Consider the following 20,479-nt stretch of genomic DNA (forward strand, 5'->3'; position numbering starts at 1 on the left):
GAGTCGATCTGCGCCTGGATCACGTCCGGATGCTGGCTCATGCCGAGGTAGTCGTTGGTGCACCAGACCTGGATCTTCCGGCCGGAGTGCGGTGCTGCCGACCGTCGAGGACGTCCTGGTCGAGTTGAACCCGGCGAAGCCGCCCGTACGCAGCGTGAAGACCCGGCCGTCGGAGGCCCGTCGGGCCACGAAGTCGGAGTGGCTGGTGCCGGCGATGTGGGACTCCAGGTCGCGGCCGCTCCAGCTCTTCTGGAGACCGGCGGCCAGCGTACGGATCTGGGGAAGCTTTGCCTGGAGGTTGGCCCCCGGGCAGACGGTGGTGCCCGCGTCGCGGTGGCCGTTGATCGCGTGCGGGAACGTCGTCTTGGTGCCGTCGGTCTTGGTCAGGGTCACGTTGGTGGCGTTGGCGGTGACGCCGTGGAGCGAGAGCTTCCAGGCGTAGAGAGAGCCGTACGCCTGGATCATCGCGTCCGTGGGCTGGTTCTGCGTCGCGCCGGCGTCGTCAGGACAGCCGGCCGTGACCGTGTCGAAGCAGCCGAGGGCCGAGGCGCCGAAGCTGTCGTAGTTGTAGCCGCTGGTGTGGGCGCCCTCGACCGGCATCGCGACGCCGCCGTGGCGTCCCTCCCAGATGCGACCGAACTTGTCGACGAAGAAGTTGTAGCCGACGTCGCGGTAGCCGCGGGTCTTCACGTGGAACTCGTAGATGCCCCGGATGATGGCGGGGACGTGAGCCTCGGTGTAGTCGTTGGTGCCCGCGGTGTGGTGGACGAAACCGCCGTGGATCATGCGATAGCTCGGGGCCGTCTGCTCGCGGAGCGTCTCGTCGGCGCCCCACTGCGCACGGCTGAAGATCGTCGGGCTCGAGGTGTAGCTGGACGCGACCAGGTTGAGCTCGGAGTCCTTGCTGCCGTTGTGGACGCTGGCCGCCCGGGGCTTGTCCTTGTCGGTCTGGATCTCGGGAAGCTCCTCGACCGTGTCCGAAGGCTTGCCCGGCTCGATCACCGCGAGCGCGAGGTCGCCGGGGATCTCGGCGGTGTCGGGGACGATGATCCGGGTCTGCACCTGGTCGACGTGCCCGGCCAGGAACTCGTCGGTGCCCGGGCGGACACTCTTCGCCTCCGCGGTGCCGGCGTCCGGGCCGTGGTCCTCGATGTCGACGACCATCGGGCTCCACGACGACCACACCCCGTCCTTCAGCGTGCGGACCTCGGGGCGTACGTCTTCTGACGCGGAGGCATCGGACCAGGTCACACCGATGACGGCGAAGCCGGTGGCGTCCTGCGGGTCGCTCTTGATGACGTTGCTGCGCGGCTTGTCGACCTTCGTCGCGTGCTCGGTCGCCTTGCCGGTCGAGGTCGTCAGCGCGACCTCCTCGACGTGGGCCTCGACCGGGCCGGCGGGGAGGGTGGACGGCTCCCTGTTCGCGGCGTCGAACGCCGCGAGCGGGCCGGACGTGGTCGGCTCGGCGGTGGCGGAGTTCAGCGTCAGCGGGATGGCCACTGCAGCCACGCCGAGAACGAGGGTGGTGCCGGAGATGGACGCGATCTTGGCGCGTCGGGGCATCGAAGCCTCCGTGGGGGAAAGTCAAGACGGGCCTCGGAAACTTATACCCCCGCCCCGTGGGGTGTCACCTATTTTGGGGGGTTTCGCAGGTCCGTCTTCAGCACCTTGCCGCTGGCGTTGCGCGGGAGGCTGTCGACCAGCACGTACGTCCTCGGCTGCTTGTAGTTGGCCAGGCGGTCCTTGATCCAGGTCGCGATGGCGTCGGCGGTGAGGTCGTGGTCGTGCAGGACGACGAAGGCCTTGCCCACCTGGCCGAGCCGCGCGTCGGGGACGCCGATGACCGCGGCCTCGACGATGCCGGGGTGAGCGGCGAGGGTGTTCTCGACCTCGGCCGGGTAGACGTTGAAGCCGCCGACGGTGAACATGTCCTTGATCCGATCGGTGATCTTCAGGCAGCCGTGCTCGTCGAGGTGGCCGACGTCGCCGGTGTGGAGCCAGCCGTCCTCGTCGATCGCCTCGGCGGTGGCCTCGGGATTCTCGAAGTAGCCGAGCATGACGTTGTCGCCGCGGATCCAGACCTCGCCGTCCTCGCCCGGCTCCGCGTCCGTGCCGGCCGCGGTGACGGTGCGGATCTCCAGCCCCTCGACCGCGGGCCCGACCACCTTGGCCACGTGCTCGGGGTCCTCGCCGGGGCGGGTGGTGGTGGCGACCATGCACTCGGTCAGCCCGTACGCCCCCTTCACCTCGTCGATCCCGAGGATGTTGCGCATATCGGCGAAGAGGGTCTCCGGGACGCTGGCAGCGCCGGCGATCGCGAACCGCAGGCTCGAGATGTCGTAGGCCTCGAGGTCGTCGTGGTTGATCAGTGTGGTGAAGATCGTCGGAGCGCCGGGGAGGACGGTGATCCGCTCGTCCTGGATCAGCTGCAGCGCCTGAGTCGGGTCGTAGGTCGCGATCGGGTAGACCGTGCTGCCCGCGGTGAATGCGGCGATGAAGCCCGCCTTGTAGCCGAAGCCGTGGAAGAACGGGTTGACGATGGCGTAGCGGTCCTGCGGGGAGAGTGTGGCGCCGCGCGCCCACACGTCGGCGACGCCGATCGTCTGGCGCTGAGCGCTCATCACGCCCTTCGGCTTGCCGGTGGTGCCGGAGGTGAACAGCAGGTCGGCGAGGGTGTCGGGGGTGACGGTCGCCTTGGCGTCCGAGAGACGCTTGTCGGTCGTGTCGTCGCCTCGCGCCAGGAACTCGTCCCAGCCGGTCGCCAGGTCGACGACGGTGAGCAGATGCTCCGGGAGCGGGCCGGCGTCGTGGAGCATCTGGACGTAGTCGGTGCCGAGGAAGCCGTTGACGGTGATCAGTGCGGTCGCGCGGGACCGCTCGAGGATCTCGCGCGCCTCATGGCCCCGGTAGCGAGTGTTCAGCGGCACCACGGCCGCCCCGATCGTCTGCGCGCCGAGGACCGCGACCGGGAACTCCCAGCGGTTGGGCGCCCAGATCGCGACTCGGTCGCCGCTGCGTACGCCGCTGGCGAGGAAGGCACGCGCGGCCTTCTCCGCCGCGTCGGCGAGCTCGGTGTAGGTGAGCGTCGTGGGGCCGTCGACGATCGCCGGGTGGTCGGCGTACGTCTGCTTGGCCTTCTCGAGCAGGGCGGGGATCGTGCGCGGGGTCACCCGGGCAAGCGTAGTTGAGCAATTGCTTGTTTGGTAGGCTTCGTCCATGACTGACACGGGGGTTGCGCCGAGAAGGCGGGGGACGGCGTCGGGGTCATCGAGGCGAGCCGAGCTGCTCACGCTGGCGGCCGAGATGTTCGCGACCAAGGGTTTCTCCCAGACGACCGTACGCGACATCGCGGACGCCGCGGGGATCCTCTCGGGCTCGCTCTACCATCACTTCCGCTCCAAGGAGGCGATGCTGACCGAGGTGCTGTCGGGCTTCCTCGACGGCCTCAACGCTCGGTTCACCGAGATCGTCGAGTCCGGCGTCGACCCGCAGGCCGACCTGGACGGGCTCATCGCGGAGTCGTTCCGGACGATCCACAACGAGCGTCTCGCCGTCGCGCTCTACCAGAACGAGGCGTCCTTCCTGGCGACCGTCGAGGGCTTCGAGTTCGTCGCCGAGCGCTCCCGTGACAACGAGGCGCTCTGGATCCGGGTCATCGAGGCCGGCCAGGCCTCGGGCGTCTTCCAGGCCTCGCTCGACGCCGCGCTGACCTACCGGTTCATCCGTGACGGCGTCTGGTCCACGGTCTCCTGGTATCGACCGGGCGGGCGGCACACCCCTGAGACGCTCTCGGAGCAGTATCTGAAGCTGCTCCACGCGGGGATCCTCGCGTAGCGGGTCTGTCCTAGGGATACCCGGTCGACCGGGTATCCCTGGAGTTGACGGGCACTGAAACACCCATCAACCCGATGAAGTGCCAGTCCAGTTGCCCGGGGTGTCTCAGGGTTCGGGCACCTCGCGATGGCGCAGGCCCTTGGGGTCTTCCGCGGCGATGATCTTCAGCTCCTCGGTGGTGGGCTCGCGGGTGAGGGGAGCGTCGGTGGCGTCGATCGGGAACCCGGTGGCGTCCTGCAGTTCCTCGGGGGTCACGCCGGGGTGGATCGAGTCGACCTTGATGAGCCCGGACTCGTCGTAGCCGAAGACGCCGAGGTTGGTGACGATGACGCCGAGGTCGTGGAAGCGGCCGGCGGTGCCGACCGCGCGGTCGTTGCCGACGCCGCTGGCGACGTCGACGCGGTCGACGAAGACCCGGGCGGAGTGCTTGGCGACCCAGTAGTCGACACGGTGGTTGACGGTGTTGCCCGGCGCGCCGCGTACGCCGATCAGCTGGCGCTTCGGCTGTCGCCAGTCGCCGATAGAGGAGATGTTCTGGTTGCCGTAGCGGTCGATCTGGCTGGCGCCCATCATCGAGTGCCGGCGGCCGCTGGCGACGATGTCGAAGATGTTGCGGAACGGCACCCACGCCTCCGGGGTGCCGCCGGCCGCCGCGGTCTTCAGCAGCGGTGGGGCTTCGGCCATCATGAAGGCCTCGCCGTCGCTGAGGGCGAGCTCGGGGGTGTGGGTGGCCTTGGCCAGACGTACGCCGATGGCCGGGACGATCCCGACGGCGTGGGCGAGCACCTCGCCGGAGCCCTTGAAGGCGTCCGAGACGGCGACGACGCAGAAATCGGCGCGAGTGATGGTCTGGGTCGTCACAGGTAGCGCTCCTCGAACTCGGTCCACTGCTCATCGGATTCGGCCTTGGCCGCGGCCACGTACGCCTTCTGGAACTCCTCGTCGCGGCCGTAGTCGGGATCGCAACTGGTGAAGTGGGCACCGCCGGGGGCCTCGACGACGTGGTTGACGAAGATCCGGGGGACCAGGAGGGTCTGCGGCGGGGCCTTGGCGGTGAGGTCGTCGGTGGAGACGATCTGCTCGACCGACATGATCGTGGTGTCGGCGGCCATCGCGAAGAGGTCGTCGAAGTAGGGGTCGGGGCCGAGGTACTGCCCGTTGCCGGCCGCGTCGGCGCGGTTGAGGTGGATGAGCGAGACGTCGAGGCGGAGGCCGGGGACGGCGACGTACTCCTCCTCGTCGTAGGGCGACTTCACCGTCTCGAGGTCGGGGTTCATCGCCATCACGTCGCTGCCGAGGCCGGCCCGGATGGGCTGGAAGCTGAGCCGATTCGCTCCTGCTCGCAGACCGGCGACGAACATGCCCTCGTCGTACTCGCTCGTCTCCGGGATCTCGCCCCGCTCGCGAGCCCGGGTGAAGTTCGGGTCGAGCGGGATCGAGTCGAGGCTGACGAAGCCGTAGACCAGCTTGCGGATCTTTCCGGCGCGGGCGAGCAGGCCGACGTCGGGGCCGCCGAACGCGACCACGGTCAGGTCGGTGATGTCGCTGCGGAGGATCTCCTTGACCAGCGCCATCGGCTTGCGGCGCGAGCCCCAGCCGCCGATGCCGATGGTCATCCCGGACTCGAGCTTTCTGGTGACGTCGGACAGCGGCAGCGTCTTGTCGATGGGGGTCTTGTTCACGTGTCTCCTCGGAAGAGCTGGGCGGTGGCGTGGGCGCGCTTGAAGTAGAGATGGGCGTCGTGCTCCCAGGTGATCGCCACACCACCGTGGAGCTGGATCATCTCGGCCGCGACCTGCGAGAACGCGTCGGAGCACCAGGTCTTGGCAGCCTGGATGAGACGTCGATCGGGCGCGGGCTGGGTCAGCTCCCAGGCCGCCGCCCAGCTCATCGTCCGCGCGGTCTCGACCTGGACCAGCAGGTCGGCGCAGCGGTGCTTGAGCGCCTGGAAGGAGCCGAGCGGTCGACCGAACTGGTGGCGTTCCTTGAGATAGGCGACCGTACGCTCCAGCGCCTCGCGCGCTGCGCCGGCCTGGAGAGCGGTCATCATGGTCGCGCCGACGGTGGTGACGTACGCCGGGTCGATGCTGCCGAGCCGGGTGGCCCGCGCGTCTGCGAGTCGGATCTCTCCCAGCCGGAGCGTGGGGTCGAGTGTCGGCGTGGTGGTGACCGTGCATCCCGGCGCTGTCCGGTCGAGCGCGAAGAGCTGGTCCTCGACGACGATGAGAATCGTGTCGGCGGCGGGCGCATCCAAGACGGTCGGGATCGTGCCGGTCAACCGATCCCCGGACGCGGAGATCCGGACCCCCGACAGGCCGGCGGTCGCGGCCGTGACAAGCCGGGTCCCGTCGGCGATGTCGGTCAGGAGTTGAGCGGCAGGCTCGGATAGTCCAGGGAGTTTCCGTCCGTTACCCGTCGGTAGACCGACGGAAACTCCCTGGACTACCTCGCTGGCCAGCACGCTGCCGACCATCGGGGAAGGCGTGAGGGTGGCGCCGAGCTCTTCCAGGACCAGGTGGGCTTCCAGGTAGGAACAGCCGATACCGCCGTATGTTTCCGGGATCGCGAGCGCGGTGACGCCGATCTGCTCGGCGAGCGTCTGCCACAGGGTGGTGTCATAGCCCTCGGGCGTGCTGATCGCCGCCCGCAGATCCATCGACCTGGCCCGCTTGCCGATCAGCGTGTGCACGGTCGCGACCAGGTCGGACTGCTCCTCGGTGAGCGCGAACCTCATCGCGCCTCCATCAGCGACTCGAGGATCCGCGCCCGGTGCTCGGCCGGAATGCCCCAGGCGCCGACCAGCGCGCGCACCTTGAGGATCCACAGGCTCAGGTCGAACTCGCGGGTGTAGCCGATCGCGCCGTGGACCTGGAGCGCGGTGCGTGAGGCGAGGTACGCCGCATCGCCGGCGGCGACCTTCGCGGCCGACACCGCTCGGGCCGCTGTCGGGGCGTCGGCGTCGAGCTCGACGGCTGCGTTGTGCACCAGCGGGGCTGCGAAGTCCAGGGCGACGCGTACGTCGGCGAGCAGGTGCTTGACCGCCTGGAACTCGCCGATCGGTCGCCCGAACTGAGTCCGTTGCTTCACGTAGGCGACCGAGTCGTCGAGGAGCCTCAGTCCCGCGCCGAGGAGCTGGGCCGAGCAGGCGAGCGTGCCGAGCTCGAGCGCCGGCGCCGAGTCGATCGTGGAGACCTCCTCGCCGGCGGTGACGTCGAAGAGCCGCCGGGTCGGGTCGACCGACCGCTGCTCGGAGCCGGGTTCCGCTCGGCGCAGAGTCGCACCCAGCGCATAGGTCCGCTCGGCGACGTCGGCATCGAGGGCTCGTGATCCCGTGGCCACGGACACCAGCGCCTCACCCGCGGCGACCCGCTCGAGCAGGTCCGCGTCCGGCGTGTCCGCGAGCAGCCGCGGCGCGACCGCGACCGACTCGATCCACGGCCCCGGGACCCCGTGGTAGCCGAGCCGCTCGAGGGCGACCGTCAGGTCTGTCGGGGTCGCTCCCATGCCGCCGAGCTCCTCCGGCACCAGCAGCCCCATGACACCGAGCTCGGCGAGCCGCTGCCAGAGCTTGAGCCCAGCCGAGTGGTCACCGGCCGCCCAGGCGCGCGAGGCCGACGGGACGTCGGCGGCACCGAGGAGGTCGTCGAGTGCTTCGGAGAAGGCGTGCTGCTCCGGCGTACGTCCGAATCTCATCGGCCACCCCTCGGCAGGCCGAGTACGCGCTCGGCGACGATGTTGCGCTGGATCTGGTTGGTGCCGGCGTAGATGGGGCCGGACAAGGAGAAGAGGTAGTCGTCGAGCCACCGACCGGAGAGCTCCGCGTCCGCGCCGAGCAGGGACAGGGCGGTCTCGTGCAGCGAGAGGTCGAGCTCGGACCACCACAGCTTGTTGATCGAGCCCTCGGCGCCGACCGAGCCGCCGGCCTCGACGTGGGTGACGGTTCCCCAGGTGTAGAGGCGGTAGGCCTCCGCTCCGATCCAGGCATCGACGACCTGGTCGCCGAATCCCCGGTGGCCGCCCTTGCCGAGACCGTGCGAGCGATACAGCTCGACCAATCGGTCCGCCGCCGCACAGAACCGCCCGGGCGAACGCAGCGACAGACCGCGCTCGTTGCCCGCGGTGGACATGGCGACCTTCCAACCGTCTCCGACCCCGCCGAGCACGTCCTCGTCGGGTACGAAGACGTCGTCGAAGAAGATCTCCGCGAACCCCGGTGTGCCGTCGAGCTGGTCGATCGGCCGGACCGTGACGCCGTCGGCGTCGAGCGGAAAGAGGAAGTACGTCAGGCCCCGGTGCCGTTCGGCCTCCGGGTCGCTCCGGAACAGGCCGAAGCCGCGGTCGGCGAAGGGCGCCCGGCTGCTCCAGGTCTTCTGGCCGTTGAGCTTCCAGCCGCCCTCGACGCGGGTGGCGGTCGCACGGAGCGAGGCGAGGTCGGACCCCGCCTCGGGCTCGGACCAGGCCTGTGCCCAGACCAGGGTGCCGTCGGTCATGTCGCGCAGGTAGCGCTCCTTCTGCGACTCGGTCCCGTGGCCGAAGATGATCGGGGCGAGCAGCGAGATGCCGTTCTGGCTGATCCGCGTGGGGGCGCCGGCGAGGTAGTACTCCTCCTCGAAGATGACCCACTCGGTCAGCGACGCGTCGCGGCCGCCGTACGCCTCGGGCCAGGTGACGACCGACCAGCGGCCGGAGGCCAGGGTGCGTTCCCACTCGCGGTGGGCTGCGGCGCCCTCAGCGGTGTCCATCGACGGCAGCCGGCCGGGGTTGTTGGCGGCGAGCCACTCGCGGGCCTCGAGCCGGAAGGCCTCCTCGGCCTCGGTGAACTCCAAGGTGCTCATCGCGCTCCTCGTTCGCTGTAACACGTCGTTCGTCGGACTATCCGGTCGTTCTGAACGGGCGAGTAGTCCGACGAACGACGTGTTACATCGGTGCTCGTCGGCCGCATCAGGCCATGCTCGGGCTTCACGACTTCATCGACCTCGCGTCCATCCCCGCGAGCGAGTCCTTGCCGACCTCGGCGTTGTGGGCGTGGGCGGCGTGGTGGAGGCCGAAGACAGAGTCCATCCCGGCGCGCATGCCCATCAGGTCCTCGGCCTGGTTGACCGCCTTCTTGGCCAGCGCCAGACCCAGGCGTGGCATCTCCGCGATCTTTCCGGCCAGCGCGAGCGTCTCGGTCTCGAGGTCGTCGCGAGGCACGACATGGTTGACCATCCCCCAGGCTTCCGCCTGCGAGGCCGAGAAGCGGCCGCCGGTGAAGAGCATCTCCTTGGCGGCGCGGGGGTTGGTGACCCACGGGTGGGCGAAGTACTCGACGCCCGGGATGCCCATCTTGACCACCGGGTCGGAGAAGAAGGCGTCGTCGGAGGCGACGATGAAGTCGCAGGACCAGGCCAGCATCAGGCCACCCGCGATGCAGGCGCCCTGCACCATCGCGATCGTCGGCTTCGGGATCTCGCGCCAGCGGCGGCACATGCCGAGGTAGACCTCGGACTCGCGCGCGAAGCGGGAGTCGACGCCCTCCTTGCCGACGTGGTCCCACCACATCACGGCCTTGCGCTCGAAGCTCTCGTCGATGTCGCGTCCTGGGGTGCCGATGTCGTGGCCGGCGCAGAAGTGCTTGCCGTTGCCGCCGAGGACGATCACCTTGATCTCGTCGTCGTTGGTCGCTCGGGTGAAGGCCGCGTCGAGTGCGTAGGTCACCTTCGAGTTCTGCGCGTTGCGGTATTCGGGTCGGTTCAGCCGCACCACCGCTACGGGCCCGTGGGTCTCGTACGTCACGACGTCCTCACTCATGGCGCAGACGCTACCAAACAAGTGCTTGGTTTGGTAGGTTGTCCGGCATGGACCTGACCTACTCCGCCGAGGACGAGGCGTTCCGTGCCGAGGTGCGTGAGTGGCTCGCCGACCACCTGGTCGGCGAGTGGGCCGCGCTGCGCGGCACCGGCGGCAACGGGCGCGACCACGAGTCGTACGAGGGCAGGCTGGCGTGGAATCGCTACCTGGCGTCGCACGGCTGGACGTGTCTGGGCTGGCCCGAGGAGCACGGCGGGCGCGGCCTGCCCCTGTGGCAGCAGGTGATCTTCCACGAGGAGTACGCCCGGGCGGATGCCCCGGTGCGCGTGAACCACCTCGGCGAGGAGCTGCTCGGCCCCACCCTGATCGCCCATGGCACACCTGCTCAGCAGGAGCGGTTCCTCCCGAAGATCGTCGCGGTCGAGGAGCTGTGGTGCCAGGGCTACTCCGAGCCCGGCGCCGGCTCCGACCTGGCCTCGGTGCGCACCCGTGCCCGGCTCGACGGCGAGCGGTGGGTCGTCGACGGGCAGAAGGTGTGGACGTCGAACGCCCACCTCTCCGACTGGTGCTTCGTGGTGTGCCGCACGACGCCCGGCTCCGAGCGCCACCACGGGCTGTCCTACCTGCTGGTGCCGATGGCGCAGCCCGGCGTCGACGTACGCCCGATCCAGCAGCTCACCGGCACCTCGGAGTTCAACGAGGTCTTCTTCGACGGCGCGGAGACCGCAGCCGACCTGGTGGTCGGCGAGCCCGGCGACGGCTGGAAGGTCGCGATGGCGACCCTCGGATTCGAGCGCGGGGTCTCCACGATCGGCCAGCAGGTTGGCTTCGCGCGTGAGCTGGAGACGGTCGAGGAGGCGGCGCGGGCGAACGGCACGATCGACGACCCCGGCATCGCCGCGCGACTCAGTCAGGCCCATGTCGGGCTGGAGGTGCTCCGGCTGCATGCGCTGCGGACGCTCTCGGCGTACGACTCCGGCTCCTCGGGCCCCGAGGCGAGCGTCTCCAAGCTGCTCTGGGCCCGGTGGCACCGCGACCTCGGCGAGCTGGCGATGGACGTCGTCGGGCTCACCGGACTGACCACCGGCGAGGACTACGCCCTCGACCGGCTGCAGTCCCTCTACCTCTTCTCCCGTGCCGACACGATCTACGGCGGCTCGGACGAGATCCAACGGAACATCATCGCCGAGCGCGTCCTCGGCCTGCCACGAGAGGCCCGCGCATGAAGCCCGAACAGCCCACCCCCGCGTACGTCCCCGGCCACTCGCTCCTGGACGGCCGGGTCGTCGTCGTGACCGCGGCCGCCGGTGCGGGCATCGGAGCCGCGGTGGTGCGCAAGGTGCTCGAGGAGGGTGCGAAGGCGGTCGTCATGTCCGACACCCACGAGCGGCGCCTCAAGGAGTCCGTCGATGCGCTCGGGGAGGAGTTCGGGGCAGACCGGCTCACCGCCGTGACCTGCGACGTCACCCAGGAGGACCAGGTCCAGGCGCTGCTCGACGCGGCCGAGCCCTTCGGTGGCGTCGATGTGATGATCAACAACGCCGGCCTCGGCGGGACCGCCTCGGTGCTGGAGATGACCGACGAGCAGTGGTCGAAGGTTCTCGACATCACCCTGACCGGGACGTTCCGGTGCATCCGGGCGGTCGGGCAGCGGTTCGTGGCGGCCGGGAAGCGCGGAGTGATCGTCAACAACGCCTCCGTGATCGGCTGGCGGGCGCAGGAGGGACAGGCGCACTACGCCGCTGCCAAGGCCGGGGTGATGGCGCTGACCCGGTCCGCCGCCGCCGACTTCGCGCCGCACGGCATCCGGGTCAACGCGGTCTCGCCGTCGCTGGCGATGCACCCGTTCCTGGAGAAGGTCACCTCGCCCGAGCTCCTCGTCGAGCTCAAGGGCCGCGAGGCGTTCGGTCGCGCCGCCGAGCCCTGGGAGGTCGCCAACGTCATGGTCTTCCTGGCCAGCGACTACTCGTCCTACATGACCGGCGAGGTCGTGTCCGTCTCCAGCCAGCACGCCTGATCGAGAGGATCCCCCGATGCCTGAGGCCTTCATCGTCGATGCGGTTCGTACGCCCGTGGGGAAGCGAGGCGGGGCGCTCGCCGGGATCCATCCCGCTGATCTCGGCGCCCACTCCCTGGCCGCGCTCGTCGACCGCACCGGGATCGACCCCGGGGCCGTCGACGACGTGATCATGGGCTGCTGCGACACCATCGGCGGCCAGGCCGGTGACGTCGCGCGGACGGCCTGGCTGGTGGCCGGGCTGCCCGACCACGTACCCGGGGTGACCATCGACCGGCAGTGCGGCTCCTCGCAGCAGGCGGTGCACTTCGCGGCGCAGGGCGTCATGTCCGGTACGCAGGACCTGGTGGTGGCCGGGGGCCTGCAGAACATGTCGCAGATCCCGATCTCGGCGGCGATGCTGGTGGGCGCCGAGTACGGGTTCACCACCCCGTTCGCCGAGTCGCCCGGCTGGGTGAAGCGCTACGGCGACCAAGAGGTCTCCCAGTTCCGCTCCGCCGAGATGATCGCCGAGAAGTGGGACATCTCGCGCGAGGACATGGAGGCCTACGCGCTGGCCTCCCACCAGCGGGCGAAGACCGCGATCGCGGAGGGTCGGTTCGACCGGGAGATCGTGCCGGTGGGCGACTTCGACACGGATCAGTGCCCGCGAGAGACGTCGCTCGAGAAGATGGCCGCGCTGGAGCCGCTCGCCCCCGGCGGCCGGATCACCGCGGCTGTCGCCTCCCAGATCTGCGACGCCTCCTCGGCGCTGCTGGTGGCCTCGGCATCGGCCGTACGCACCTTCGGTCTGACCCCGCGAGCCCGGATCCATCATCTCTCGGTCCGCGGTGACGACCCGGTCTGGATGCTCACCGGCCCGATCGAGGCCACCCGGTACGCCCTGGCCAAGACCGGCCTGACGGTCGACGACATCGACCTGTTCGAGTGCAACGAGGCCTTCGCCTCCGTCGTCCTGGCGTGGATGAAGGAGCTCGACGTCCCGCACGAGAAGGTGAACGTCAACGGCGGCGGCATCGCCCTCGGTCACCCCATCGGCGCCACCGGCACCCGGCTGATGACGACCCTCCTCAACGAGCTCGAGCGCACCGGCGGCCGCTACGGCCTGCAGACCATGTGCGAGGGCGGCGGTCAGGCGAACGTCACCATCATCGAGCGGCTCTGACGTCGAGGTCGTGAAGCTGAGAGTGACCTATAGGCCACTCTCAGCTTCACAACTCCCGGCTCGTTGGTCAGGCCGGCTGCAACCTGAGCGTTCGGCGCTCGGCGGCGGGGGAGCCGGGGGTGGGGAACCAGCGGTGGATGACCGCGACCTGGCCGGCGGTCCACAGGCCGCTGATGACCCAGTAGACGAGTAGGGCGAGGGGGACGGTGCTGCCCGCGAGGAGCATGCCGCCGGCGGAGATGACCGGCATGAGCTCCTGGATCCGCAGCATCGACTCGGGCATGTCGGCGCGGACCATGTTGGGCAGGACCCACAGCCGCTGGCTGAGGTAGCTGACCGCGGCGGCGGTGGCGGCGAGGGCGAGGGTGATCACGACGTGGGTCGTGTCGCCGGAGAGGTAGCCGTGGCCGGTCAACGGTGTGCCGAGGAAGGTCGCTGCGCCGAGCGAGTGGACCAATGAGTCGTTCATCGCGCCGACCGCGTTGCTCCGGCTGACGTCGGAGAGCAGGTGGTAGAGCGCCAGGAAGATCGGCAGCTGGGCGAAGGCGGCGAGCATGGCGAAGCGGGGTACGCCGTGCTCCTCGTTGATCTTCCGGCGCTCCTCCATCATCGCCATCACGTCGGCCTGGCTCGGGCTGCCCTTCGCGGCCTGCTTCTGGTACCTCTTCGTCAGCTCCTGGAGCTGTGGGCGGGCCCGGGCGGAGGCGTGGGCGTGGCGTACGCCGCGGATCGTGAGCGGCAGCAGGACGAGCCTGACCAGCACCACGACGGCGGCGATGGCCAGCAGCCAGCTGACGTTGGGGCCGACGAAGGCCAGGACGTGGTGGGCGCCGGCGAGGGCGGCGGCGAGGGCGTGCGACAACGGGGCGAGGACGGACATGGGTGTGCTCCTGAGGTGAGTGGGTAGGGCTGACGGGCTCGCCGGTGGGGCGAGTTGTCAGACCTGCTCAGGAGCGCGCGGACGGCGCGGGGAGCACACCGGGTCGGTGACCCGGGCGGCGAGGTGGTGAGGTCCGTCGGAGGCGTCGCGCGGGGCCGTCGAACGTGCCCTGACCAGCGCGAACGCGCCGACGTTGTGGACGGCGCCGACCGCGACGGCGGCGAGCGCGGTCGAGACGGCGATGGTCAGCAGCGCCTGCTCGGGGTCGACGCTCATCAGCGCCGGGAGCATCAGCGTGAAAAGCGCGACGAGCGCGATGCGTACGCGGCTCGTCTCGGTGTTCACGACCCACACTCTACCGATCGGACCCAACCGGCCGGTCAGCTCAGGTTGTGCCGCATCAGGACGCGCGGGTGTCCGGCGAGGACTGAGGTCGTGTCGGCGGCCCAGGTGAAGCCGGCCGCCTCGAAGTTCTTGCGGATCCCGACGTACGCCATCGTCAGGTCCACCTTCGCACCCTGGCTGTCGAGCGGGTAGGCCTCGACGGCCGGCGCGCCGTGGTCGCGGGCGAAGTCGACGGCACCCTCGATGAGCGTGTGCGAGATGCCCTGGCCGCGGTGACCCGGCCGGACCCGGATGCACCACAGCGCCCAGACCGGGAGGTCGTCGACGTGGGGGATCTTGCGGTTGCGGGCGAAGGAGGTGTCGGCGCGGGGTGCGATCGCGGCCCAGCCGACAGGCTCGTCGCCGTCGTAGGCGAGCACCCCCAGCGGCCCCTGCTCGAGCAGCGTACGGACGTATTCACCGCGCTCCGGACCGCGCAGCTCGTTGTTGAGCTTCGACGGGATGCGGTAGCTCAGGCACCAGCACACGCTGGCGTCGGGACGCTTGGGGCCGACCAGGGTGCGTACGTCCTCGAACACGGTCGCCGGGCGAACCTCGATGGTCATGGGGCCAGCCTGCTGCTCAGGCCCGGGTCGCGTCCACATGTTTGAGGCGGTCCACGGCCTGGGTGACGATGCGATCGACGAGCTCCTCGCAGGTGGGCAGGTCGTCGAGGAGGCCGACGACCTGGCCGCTGGAGAGCATCCCGGCATCGGTGTCGCCCTCGACGAGACCGGCACGGAGCAGCATCGGGGTGTTGGCGGCCAGGACGACCTCGGCCCAGGTGCGGTCGCCGCCGTGGACCATGTTGCGACCGTCCTTGATGAGTGTCCGCCAGGGCAGGCCGGACATCTCCTTGAACTGCCGGGTGCGTTTGATGGTGCGCAGCAGTTTCGCGGTGACGCCCTCCTTCTCGAGCGTGTCGATGAACTCGGTCCGGAGCAGACGGTGAGGCATGCCGTCGGCCTTGGTGGTCACGACGGTGCCGTCGAGGCCGAACTCGAGATAGCGGCGACGTACGTCCTCGGGGACCGCCGAGTCGGCGGTGAGCAGGAACCGCGTGCCCATGCCGATGCCCGCCGCACCGTAGGAGAGGGCCGCGGCCAGCCCTCGGCCGTCGAAGAAGCCGCCCGCCGCGACGACCGGGATGTCGACGGCATCCAGGACGCTCGGCAGGAGCAGGGTGGTCGGGACCGCGCCGGTGTGGCCGCCGCCCTCGCCACCCTGGATCATCACCAGGTCGGCGCCCCAGCCCGCCACCTTCTTGGCGTGCTTGGCCGCGCCGATCGACGGCATCACGACGATGTCGTGCTCCTTGAGCCTGCTGATCAGCTCGGGCTTGGGCGCGAGGGCGAAGCTCGCGACCTTGACGTCGTGCTCGATGAGCAGCCGGCAGCGGTCGGGGGCGTCGGAGGCGTCGGCGCGGAGGTTGACACCGAAGGGCCTGTCGGTGCGCCCTTTGACCTCGACGATCGCCTCCTCGAGCTCGTCGAGGGTCATCGTGGCCGAGGCCAGGATGCCGAGCGCGCCCGCGTTGGCGGTGGCCGAGACGAGACGCGGGCCGGCGACCCAGCCCATGCCGGTCTGCACGATCGGATGGTCGACGCCGGTCAGCTCGGTCAGCTTTGTGTGGAAAGTCGGGGCGGTTGTCATCGGCCCTCCTTCACGAAGGCGTCGCGGCGCTCGTCGGCGACGCCGGCCAGGTTGAGCTCGAAGGTGAAGCCCTGCTCGAAGCGGTAGGAGGCGTTCACGTCGACCGGGTCGATGCCGTTGAGCGCGGCCTTGGCGGCGCGGATGACCTGCGGGTCCTTCGTCGCGATCTCTCTGGCGATCTCGAGAGCCTTGTCATCCAGGTCGTCGCGGGAAACGACTGCGTGGACCGAACCGAGCTCGTGGAGGCGCTGGGCGGTGACGGTCTGGGCGGTGAAGTAGAGCGTACGCAGCATGTGCTGGGGCACCAGTCGGCTCAGGTGGGTGGCGGCGCCGAGGGCTCCGCGGTCGACCTCGGGTACGCCGAAGTAGGCGTCGTCGCTGGCCACGATCGTGTCCGCGTTGCCGACCAGCCCGACACCTCCGCCGAGGCAGAAGCCGTTGACCGCGGCGATGACCGGGACCGGGCACTCGTAGATCGCCTTGAAGGCCGCGTAGCAGCCGCGGTTGGCGCCGAGGATGCCCTCGAACCCCTCGATCTGCTGCATCTCCTTGATGTCGACGCCGGCGTTGAAGCCCTTGCCCTCCGCACGCAGGATCACGACCCGGGCGCCCTGCTCGGCGGCGGCCGTGACCGCCTCGGCGACCTCGAACCAGCCCTTGACCGGCAGCGCGTTCACCGGCGGGTGGTTCATCGTGACGACGGCGATCTGCTCGTCGGTGATCTCAGTGGAGATGCCCATGGCCGCTGCTCCTCAATCCGCACTGCCTAACCTAGCGATTGCTTGGTAGCCTAGCAGTTGCTTGGTTCACGCTGGCAAGACCGACGTACGTATCGACGCAGGGAGCACTCACATGACCGGACTCTTGGACGGCCGGATCGCGATCGTCACCGGGGCGGGGCGGGGGATCGGTCGGGCGCACGCGCTCGAGCTCGCCCGCCACGGAGCGAAGGTGGTCGTCAACGACTTCGGCGTCTCGCTCGCGGGCGAGGGCACCGGCGAGTCGCCCGCGGACCAGGTCGTCGCAGAGATCGTCGCCGCAGGTGGGGAGGCGGTTGCCAACGCCGCCGATGTCGCCGACTTCGTGGCGGCAGAGGCGATGGTGCGACAGGCCATCGAGACGTACGGGGGTCTGGACATCCTCGTCAACAACGCCGGCTTCGTACGCGACCGGATGATCGTCAACACCTCCGAGGAGGAGTGGGACGCGGTCATCCGGGTGCACCTGAAGGGCCACTTCGCGACGCTGCGGCACGCGGGTGCGTACTGGCGGGCGGAGTCGAAGGCCGGCCGTCAGCGGGAGGCGCGGGTGATCAACACCTCCTCCGGTGCGGGCCTGCAGGGTTCGATCGGGCAGGGCACCTACTCCGCCGCCAAGGCTGGCATCGCCGGGCTCACCCTCGTCGCCGCCGCCGAGATGGCCCGCTACGGCGTGACCGTCAACGCGATCGCGCCGGTCGCCAAGACCCGGATGACCGAAGGCGCCTTCGACACTTCCGCGATGGCGCTTCCCGAGGACAACTCGCCGGTCGTCGCCTGGCTCGCCTCCGAGGATGCCCGCGACGTCACCGGGCGGGTCATCGAGATCGACGGTCCGCAGATGACCGTCGAGAACGGCTGGGCCCATGGCCCCTCCGCCGACGCCGGAGCCCGTTGGGATGCCGCCGACGTCGGTCCGGCGCTCCGCAAGCTGCTCGCGCAGGCGCCGGTGCCGGAGAAGGTGTACGGGAGCTAGTCACACCAGCCCCAGGAATACCCGGTTAACAGGGTATTCCTGCACTTCTCGGGCAATGCAACGCCAGAGAAGTGCAGGTTTCACCGGTTAACCGGGTATCCCAACGACTCAGCCGAGCTCCCCACACACCGCCTCAGCGATGTCCGCGAGCGGCTTGTCGAGCGGCACGGCGGCGGGATCGTCGGAGCGGGTGAGGGCGGCGATGACGATCGGGGCGCCGTCGGGGGTCCAGGTGACACCGACGTCGTTGCGCGAGGCGTAGTCGCCACCGCCGGTCTTGTCGGCGAGCCGCCAGCGGGCCGGAACCCCGGCACCGAACCGGCTGACGGTCGACTGGTTGGCGAGCATCCAGGTGAGCAGCTGATCTCGGTCCGCACCGCCGAGGGCGTCGCCGAGCACCAGCTTGGTGTACGTCTGGGCGATCGCGCGCGGCGAGGTGGTGTCGCGCGGGTCGCCCGGGATCGCGCTGTTGAGGTCGGGCTCCCAGCGGTCGAGCCGGCTGACGGTGTCGCCGAGCGACCGGGCGAACCGGGTGACCCCGGCGGGGCCACCGATCAGGTGGAGCAGCTCGTTGGCCGCGGTGTTGTCCGACCGTGTCATCGTCGCCTCGGCGAGCTGGGCCACGGTGAGTCCGTTGCGCGTCGTGAGCGAGGTGACCGGCGAGTTGACGACGACGTAGGCGTCGTCCCAGGTCAGACGCTGCTGGAGCGTACGCGCGGGCAGGTCACGCAGGATCGCCGCCACGAGCAGCGTCTTGAAGGTCGACAGCATCGGGAAGCGCTCGTCGGCGCGGTGCTCGATCACGCGTCCGGTCCACATGTTCTTCGCCCAGACGCCGAGATGACGCTGGTGCTTCTGCTCCAGGGCGGCGATCGAGGGGCTGTCGGCGGCGTACGCATGGGAGCTGCCGGCTCCGGTCGCGGCGACGGCGGCCGCCGTGGCGGCTCCGCCCAGGAGGGTGCGGCGGCTGAGGATCGGGTGAGTCATGCGGGCATCGTGACCCCGCTGCCGCGACGGCGTCCAAGGACGATCCGGCATGGACGTATGCATCGTCGACATGCGACGAGGTGGCGGCGATCAGCCATCCTGTACGCGTGGACCTACTGCTTCACCTGCGCGGCTTCACCGCGGTCGCGGACGAGATGAGCGTCTCCGAGGCCGCCCTGGAGCTGGGTGTCGACCAGCCGCTGCTCAGCCGTCGGCTGCGGGCCCTCGAGCGCGAGCTCGGCGTGGAGCTGCTCGACCGCAGCCGGCGCCAGATCGCGCTCACCCCGGCGGGGGCGGCGCTGCTGCCGCGGGCCCGGCACCTGATCGATCAGGCCGACCATCTGCTGCGGAGCATCCGCCGGCACGACCGGGAGCCCTTCGTGGTCGCGGTGCCGTCCGGCTGCGACCCCGCCCCGTTGGCCGGGTTGGTCGCGCTGCTGGAGGAGGACGGCGTCGACGTACGCCTCGCGACCACGACCGACGAGCCCCCCGAGTCGGCGGCCTGGACGGTCGAGGCGTGCGACCCCGGCGCGGCTACCTGGGTCACCCCGCTCGGCGCAGCGACCGCTCCCGCCGCCTCCGGCACCGCGACGGGCCCGGTGTCCCTGAGCGCGCTCCGCCCCCGCCGAGCCGGAGCACGAGACCGTACGCAGCTCCTGGCTCTCCCACGAGACCTCGACGATCCCGGCGACCGCCTGCGACGCCAGGCGGACCGGGCCGGCATCGGACCTGCGGCTCTGCGCCGCGCGCCGCACCGGCTCGCGGTCGCCGAGACCCTGGCGGGCCGCGGAACTCTCATCTGCGCGCGGCACGAGGCGGTGACGTACGGGCTGAGCTGGTCGCCCTTCGTCGACCCGGTACGCCGCGGCCACCGGCTGGTCGAACAACCCCCGGTGCCCGTGCCACTGGCCGCCGGGCCGGTGCGGGAGCAGGCGCTGGCCCTGCTCGGCGCATGCGTCGGCGCCCCGGAAGCAGGTGCCGAATGAGCCCGCTGGCCGGCAGCGACCGAGGCCTGATCGACCTCGCCGAGAACGCCGCGGAGCGGTTCCGGGACCTCCGGGTCCGGGCGGTGTTCCTGGCCCGCGACATCGACACCGGCCTCGAGGTCGGTGTCGGTGTCGACCGGCCGATGCCGCTGGCGTCGGTGGCCAAGGTGCCGCTGGCCCTCGTCGTCGCGGACCGGATCGCCCGCGGTGAGATCGACGGCGCCACGATGGTGACGTTGCCCGCGGCGGAGCGGAGCTACGGGCCGTATGGCCTCTCGGCCTTCACCCACGACGCGACCTGCTCGGTCGCCGACCTGATGCTGATGATGCTCGCCCTCAGCGACAACGCCGCCGCAGACGCTCTCTTCGCGATGGTCCCGCCGCGGGAGGTCGACGAGCAGCTCGCCGAATGGGGCGTGGAGGGGCTGCGCGTGCGGCACCGGATGCAGCCGATGTACGACTACGCCACCCGTGTCGCCGGTCCCGACTTCGCCCTCGCCACCCAGCTCGCGGTCGAGGGCCGGCGTCCGGGTGGCCGGCACGTCATCGACTCCCTCGACGTCGAGCGCGCCACGGTCGGCTCGCCGCGCGCCTGCGTCGACCTGCTCGAGCGCGTCTGGCGGGACGAGGTCGCCAAGCCCGAGGCGACCGAGATGGTGCGACGCCTGATGGGCAAGCAGGTCTTCACCCACCGGATCGCGGCGGAGCTCCTCGCCGATGACATCCAGCGCGCCGGCAAGACCGGCGGCTTCCTCACCCTGCGCCACGAGATCGCCGTCGTCACCCATCCCGGCGGCCGCGTCGCCATCGCCGCACTCACCGACTCCGACCGCACCGCCAGGATCCAGAACGACGTCGATCTGGCCATCGCGGCCACCGCCCGCGACGCCGTCGACGCCCTCGCCTCCCGCCGCCCCTGAGAGCCGAGGCGTCAGGTACGTCGGCCGAGTCGTCACTCCCGTCGGCCGAGATGGCATCCCTGTGCCACCTCGATCGACGGGGCTGACGCTTCGGCCGACCGGGCCGACGCTTCGGCAAATAACCAGATG

21 protein-coding genes are annotated in these 20,479 nt (G+C 70.2%); 7 read left to right on the forward strand and 14 right to left on the reverse strand.

Annotated features, from left to right (window positions below; translation table 11 throughout):
* Positions 1–1,563: N-acetylmuramoyl-L-alanine amidase (locus ACFVJS_RS09750; protein WP_378878855.1), on the reverse strand; the 1,563-nt coding region annotated here is incomplete at its 3' end.
* Between the two features lie 68 nt (positions 1,564–1,631).
* Positions 1,632–3,170 carry an AMP-binding protein gene (locus tag ACFVJS_RS09755; RefSeq protein WP_378878857.1) on the reverse strand — a complete coding sequence of 513 codons (1,539 nt, stop codon included), beginning with the start codon at positions 3,168–3,170 and terminating at the stop codon, positions 1,632–1,634.
* 46 nt (positions 3,171–3,216) lie between these two features.
* Between ACFVJS_RS09755 and ACFVJS_RS09760 the strand changes: the two genes are divergently transcribed.
* Entirely contained in the window at positions 3,217–3,834 is a 618-nt protein-coding gene (locus ACFVJS_RS09760) for a TetR/AcrR family transcriptional regulator (RefSeq protein WP_378878859.1), read from the forward strand.
* Between the two features lie 105 nt (positions 3,835–3,939).
* Here ACFVJS_RS09760 and ACFVJS_RS09765 read toward each other — a convergent pair whose 3' ends face one another.
* From ACFVJS_RS09765 to ACFVJS_RS09790, 6 genes are all read right to left on the reverse strand, one after another.
* Complete coding sequence (locus ACFVJS_RS09765) at positions 3,940–4,695, reverse strand: CoA-transferase subunit beta (protein ID WP_378878861.1); 756 nt, start codon at positions 4,693–4,695, stop codon at positions 3,940–3,942.
* On the reverse strand, positions 4,692–5,516 hold the full coding sequence (locus tag ACFVJS_RS09770) for a CoA transferase subunit A (protein ID WP_378878863.1): 825 nt from the start codon (positions 5,514–5,516) through the stop codon (positions 4,692–4,694). Before ACFVJS_RS09770 ends, ACFVJS_RS09765 begins: the two co-directional genes overlap by 4 nt.
* Entirely contained in the window at positions 5,513–6,568 is a 1,056-nt protein-coding gene (locus ACFVJS_RS09775) for an acyl-CoA dehydrogenase family protein (RefSeq protein ID WP_378878865.1), read from the reverse strand. The genes ACFVJS_RS09770 and ACFVJS_RS09775 overlap by 4 nt, the downstream gene beginning before the upstream one ends.
* Positions 6,565–7,527, reverse strand: a complete 963-nt coding sequence (locus ACFVJS_RS09780; RefSeq protein WP_378878867.1) for an acyl-CoA dehydrogenase family protein — start codon at positions 7,525–7,527, stop codon at positions 6,565–6,567. The genes ACFVJS_RS09775 and ACFVJS_RS09780 overlap by 4 nt, the downstream gene beginning before the upstream one ends.
* Positions 7,524–8,669, reverse strand: coding sequence for an acyl-CoA dehydrogenase family protein (locus tag ACFVJS_RS09785; protein WP_378878869.1), 1,146 nt, complete (start codon positions 8,667–8,669; stop codon positions 7,524–7,526). Before ACFVJS_RS09785 ends, ACFVJS_RS09780 begins: the two co-directional genes overlap by 4 nt.
* Before the next feature lie 124 nt (positions 8,670–8,793).
* Positions 8,794–9,624: an enoyl-CoA hydratase gene (locus ACFVJS_RS09790; RefSeq protein ID WP_378878871.1), complete on the reverse strand. Its 831-nt coding sequence runs from the start codon at positions 9,622–9,624 to the stop codon at positions 8,794–8,796.
* A gap of 47 nt (positions 9,625–9,671) precedes the next feature.
* Between ACFVJS_RS09790 and ACFVJS_RS09795 the strand changes: the two genes are divergently transcribed.
* Genes ACFVJS_RS09795 through ACFVJS_RS09805 form a run of 3 tightly spaced genes read left to right on the forward strand, consistent with a single transcriptional unit; the run spans position 9,672 to position 12,806 of the window.
* Complete coding sequence (locus tag ACFVJS_RS09795) at positions 9,672–10,850, forward strand: acyl-CoA dehydrogenase family protein (RefSeq protein WP_378878873.1); 1,179 nt, start codon at positions 9,672–9,674, stop codon at positions 10,848–10,850.
* Positions 10,847–11,641, forward strand: coding sequence for an SDR family oxidoreductase (locus tag ACFVJS_RS09800; protein ID WP_378878875.1), 795 nt, complete (start codon positions 10,847–10,849; stop codon positions 11,639–11,641). Before ACFVJS_RS09795 ends, ACFVJS_RS09800 begins: the two co-directional genes overlap by 4 nt.
* 16 nt (positions 11,642–11,657) lie before the next feature.
* A complete protein-coding gene (locus ACFVJS_RS09805; protein WP_378878877.1) occupies positions 11,658–12,806 on the forward strand; it encodes an acetyl-CoA C-acetyltransferase in 1,149 nt (382 codons plus the stop codon).
* A gap of 67 nt (positions 12,807–12,873) precedes the next feature.
* On the opposite strand, the gene yidC is transcribed toward ACFVJS_RS09805, so the two are convergent.
* The 5 genes from yidC to ACFVJS_RS09830 are packed head-to-tail and all read right to left on the reverse strand — an operon-like array spanning position 12,874 to position 16,463.
* Positions 12,874–13,686, reverse strand: a complete 813-nt coding sequence (yidC, locus tag ACFVJS_RS09810; protein ID WP_378878878.1) for a membrane protein insertase YidC — start codon at positions 13,684–13,686, stop codon at positions 12,874–12,876.
* A 57-nt stretch (positions 13,687–13,743) separates the two neighbouring features.
* A complete protein-coding gene (locus tag ACFVJS_RS09815; RefSeq protein WP_378878880.1) occupies positions 13,744–14,031 on the reverse strand; it encodes a hypothetical protein in 288 nt (95 codons plus the stop codon).
* Positions 14,032–14,066: 35 nt separating this feature from the next.
* Positions 14,067–14,636, reverse strand: a complete 570-nt coding sequence (locus tag ACFVJS_RS09820) for a GNAT family N-acetyltransferase (protein WP_378878882.1) — start codon at positions 14,634–14,636, stop codon at positions 14,067–14,069.
* Positions 14,637–14,652: 16 nt separating this feature from the next.
* On the reverse strand, positions 14,653–15,723 hold the full coding sequence (locus ACFVJS_RS09825) for an NAD(P)H-dependent flavin oxidoreductase (RefSeq protein WP_378878884.1): 1,071 nt from the start codon (positions 15,721–15,723) through the stop codon (positions 14,653–14,655).
* Entirely contained in the window at positions 15,720–16,463 is a 744-nt protein-coding gene (locus ACFVJS_RS09830; RefSeq protein ID WP_378878886.1) for an enoyl-CoA hydratase family protein, read from the reverse strand. Before ACFVJS_RS09830 ends, ACFVJS_RS09825 begins: the two co-directional genes overlap by 4 nt.
* Before the next feature lie 112 nt (positions 16,464–16,575).
* Here ACFVJS_RS09830 and ACFVJS_RS09835 point away from each other — a divergent pair, with 112 nt between their 5' ends.
* A complete protein-coding gene (locus ACFVJS_RS09835) occupies positions 16,576–17,457 on the forward strand; it encodes an SDR family oxidoreductase (protein WP_378878888.1) in 882 nt (293 codons plus the stop codon).
* Between the two features lie 108 nt (positions 17,458–17,565).
* On the opposite strand, the gene bla is transcribed toward ACFVJS_RS09835, so the two are convergent.
* Positions 17,566–18,444 (reverse strand): class A beta-lactamase, encoded by an 879-nt coding sequence (bla, locus tag ACFVJS_RS09840; protein WP_378878890.1) that lies wholly within the window; start codon positions 18,442–18,444, stop codon positions 17,566–17,568.
* A 107-nt stretch (positions 18,445–18,551) separates the two neighbouring features.
* On the opposite strand from bla, the gene ACFVJS_RS09845 reads away from it, so the two are divergent.
* Together ACFVJS_RS09845 and ACFVJS_RS09850 are read left to right on the forward strand one after the other, a co-directional pair.
* A complete protein-coding gene (locus tag ACFVJS_RS09845; protein ID WP_378878892.1) occupies positions 18,552–19,430 on the forward strand; it encodes a LysR family transcriptional regulator in 879 nt (292 codons plus the stop codon).
* Positions 19,427–20,350: a serine hydrolase gene (locus ACFVJS_RS09850; protein WP_378878894.1), complete on the forward strand. Its 924-nt coding sequence runs from the start codon at positions 19,427–19,429 to the stop codon at positions 20,348–20,350. The genes ACFVJS_RS09845 and ACFVJS_RS09850 overlap by 4 nt, the downstream gene beginning before the upstream one ends.
* The last annotated feature ends 129 nt before the right edge of the window (positions 20,351–20,479 follow it).

Origin of the sequence: Nocardioides sp. NPDC057772 (assembly GCF_042798075.1) — a bacterium.
Taxonomy (GTDB): Bacteria; Actinomycetota; Actinomycetes; order Propionibacteriales; family Nocardioidaceae; genus Nocardioides.

Coding starts and splice junctions, on each gene's coding strand:
- bla (WP_378878890.1), bottom strand. CDS start 18,444: ATGACTCACCCGATCCTCAGCCGCCGCACCCTCCTGGGCGGAGCCGCC.
- ACFVJS_RS09775 (WP_378878865.1), bottom strand. CDS start 6,568: ATGAGGTTCGCGCTCACCGAGGAGCAGTCCGACCTGGTCGCGACCGTG.
- ACFVJS_RS09790 (WP_378878871.1), bottom strand. CDS start 9,624: ATGAGTGAGGACGTCGTGACGTACGAGACCCACGGGCCCGTAGCGGTG.
- ACFVJS_RS09830 (WP_378878886.1), bottom strand. CDS start 16,463: ATGGGCATCTCCACTGAGATCACCGACGAGCAGATCGCCGTCGTCACG.
- ACFVJS_RS09760 (WP_378878859.1), top strand. CDS start 3,217: ATGACTGACACGGGGGTTGCGCCGAGAAGGCGGGGGACGGCGTCGGGG.
- ACFVJS_RS09795 (WP_378878873.1), top strand. CDS start 9,672: ATGGACCTGACCTACTCCGCCGAGGACGAGGCGTTCCGTGCCGAGGTG.
- ACFVJS_RS09805 (WP_378878877.1), top strand. CDS start 11,658: ATGCCTGAGGCCTTCATCGTCGATGCGGTTCGTACGCCCGTGGGGAAG.
- ACFVJS_RS09835 (WP_378878888.1), top strand. CDS start 16,576: ATGACCGGACTCTTGGACGGCCGGATCGCGATCGTCACCGGGGCGGGG.
- ACFVJS_RS09825 (WP_378878884.1), bottom strand. CDS start 15,723: ATGACAACCGCCCCGACTTTCCACACAAAGCTGACCGAGCTGACCGGC.
- ACFVJS_RS09850 (WP_378878894.1), top strand. CDS start 19,427: ATGAGCCCGCTGGCCGGCAGCGACCGAGGCCTGATCGACCTCGCCGAG.
- ACFVJS_RS09785 (WP_378878869.1), bottom strand. CDS start 8,669: ATGAGCACCTTGGAGTTCACCGAGGCCGAGGAGGCCTTCCGGCTCGAG.
- yidC (WP_378878878.1), bottom strand. CDS start 13,686: ATGTCCGTCCTCGCCCCGTTGTCGCACGCCCTCGCCGCCGCCCTCGCC.
- ACFVJS_RS09800 (WP_378878875.1), top strand. CDS start 10,847: ATGAAGCCCGAACAGCCCACCCCCGCGTACGTCCCCGGCCACTCGCTC.
- ACFVJS_RS09820 (WP_378878882.1), bottom strand. CDS start 14,636: ATGACCATCGAGGTTCGCCCGGCGACCGTGTTCGAGGACGTACGCACC.
- ACFVJS_RS09780 (WP_378878867.1), bottom strand. CDS start 7,527: ATGAGATTCGGACGTACGCCGGAGCAGCACGCCTTCTCCGAAGCACTC.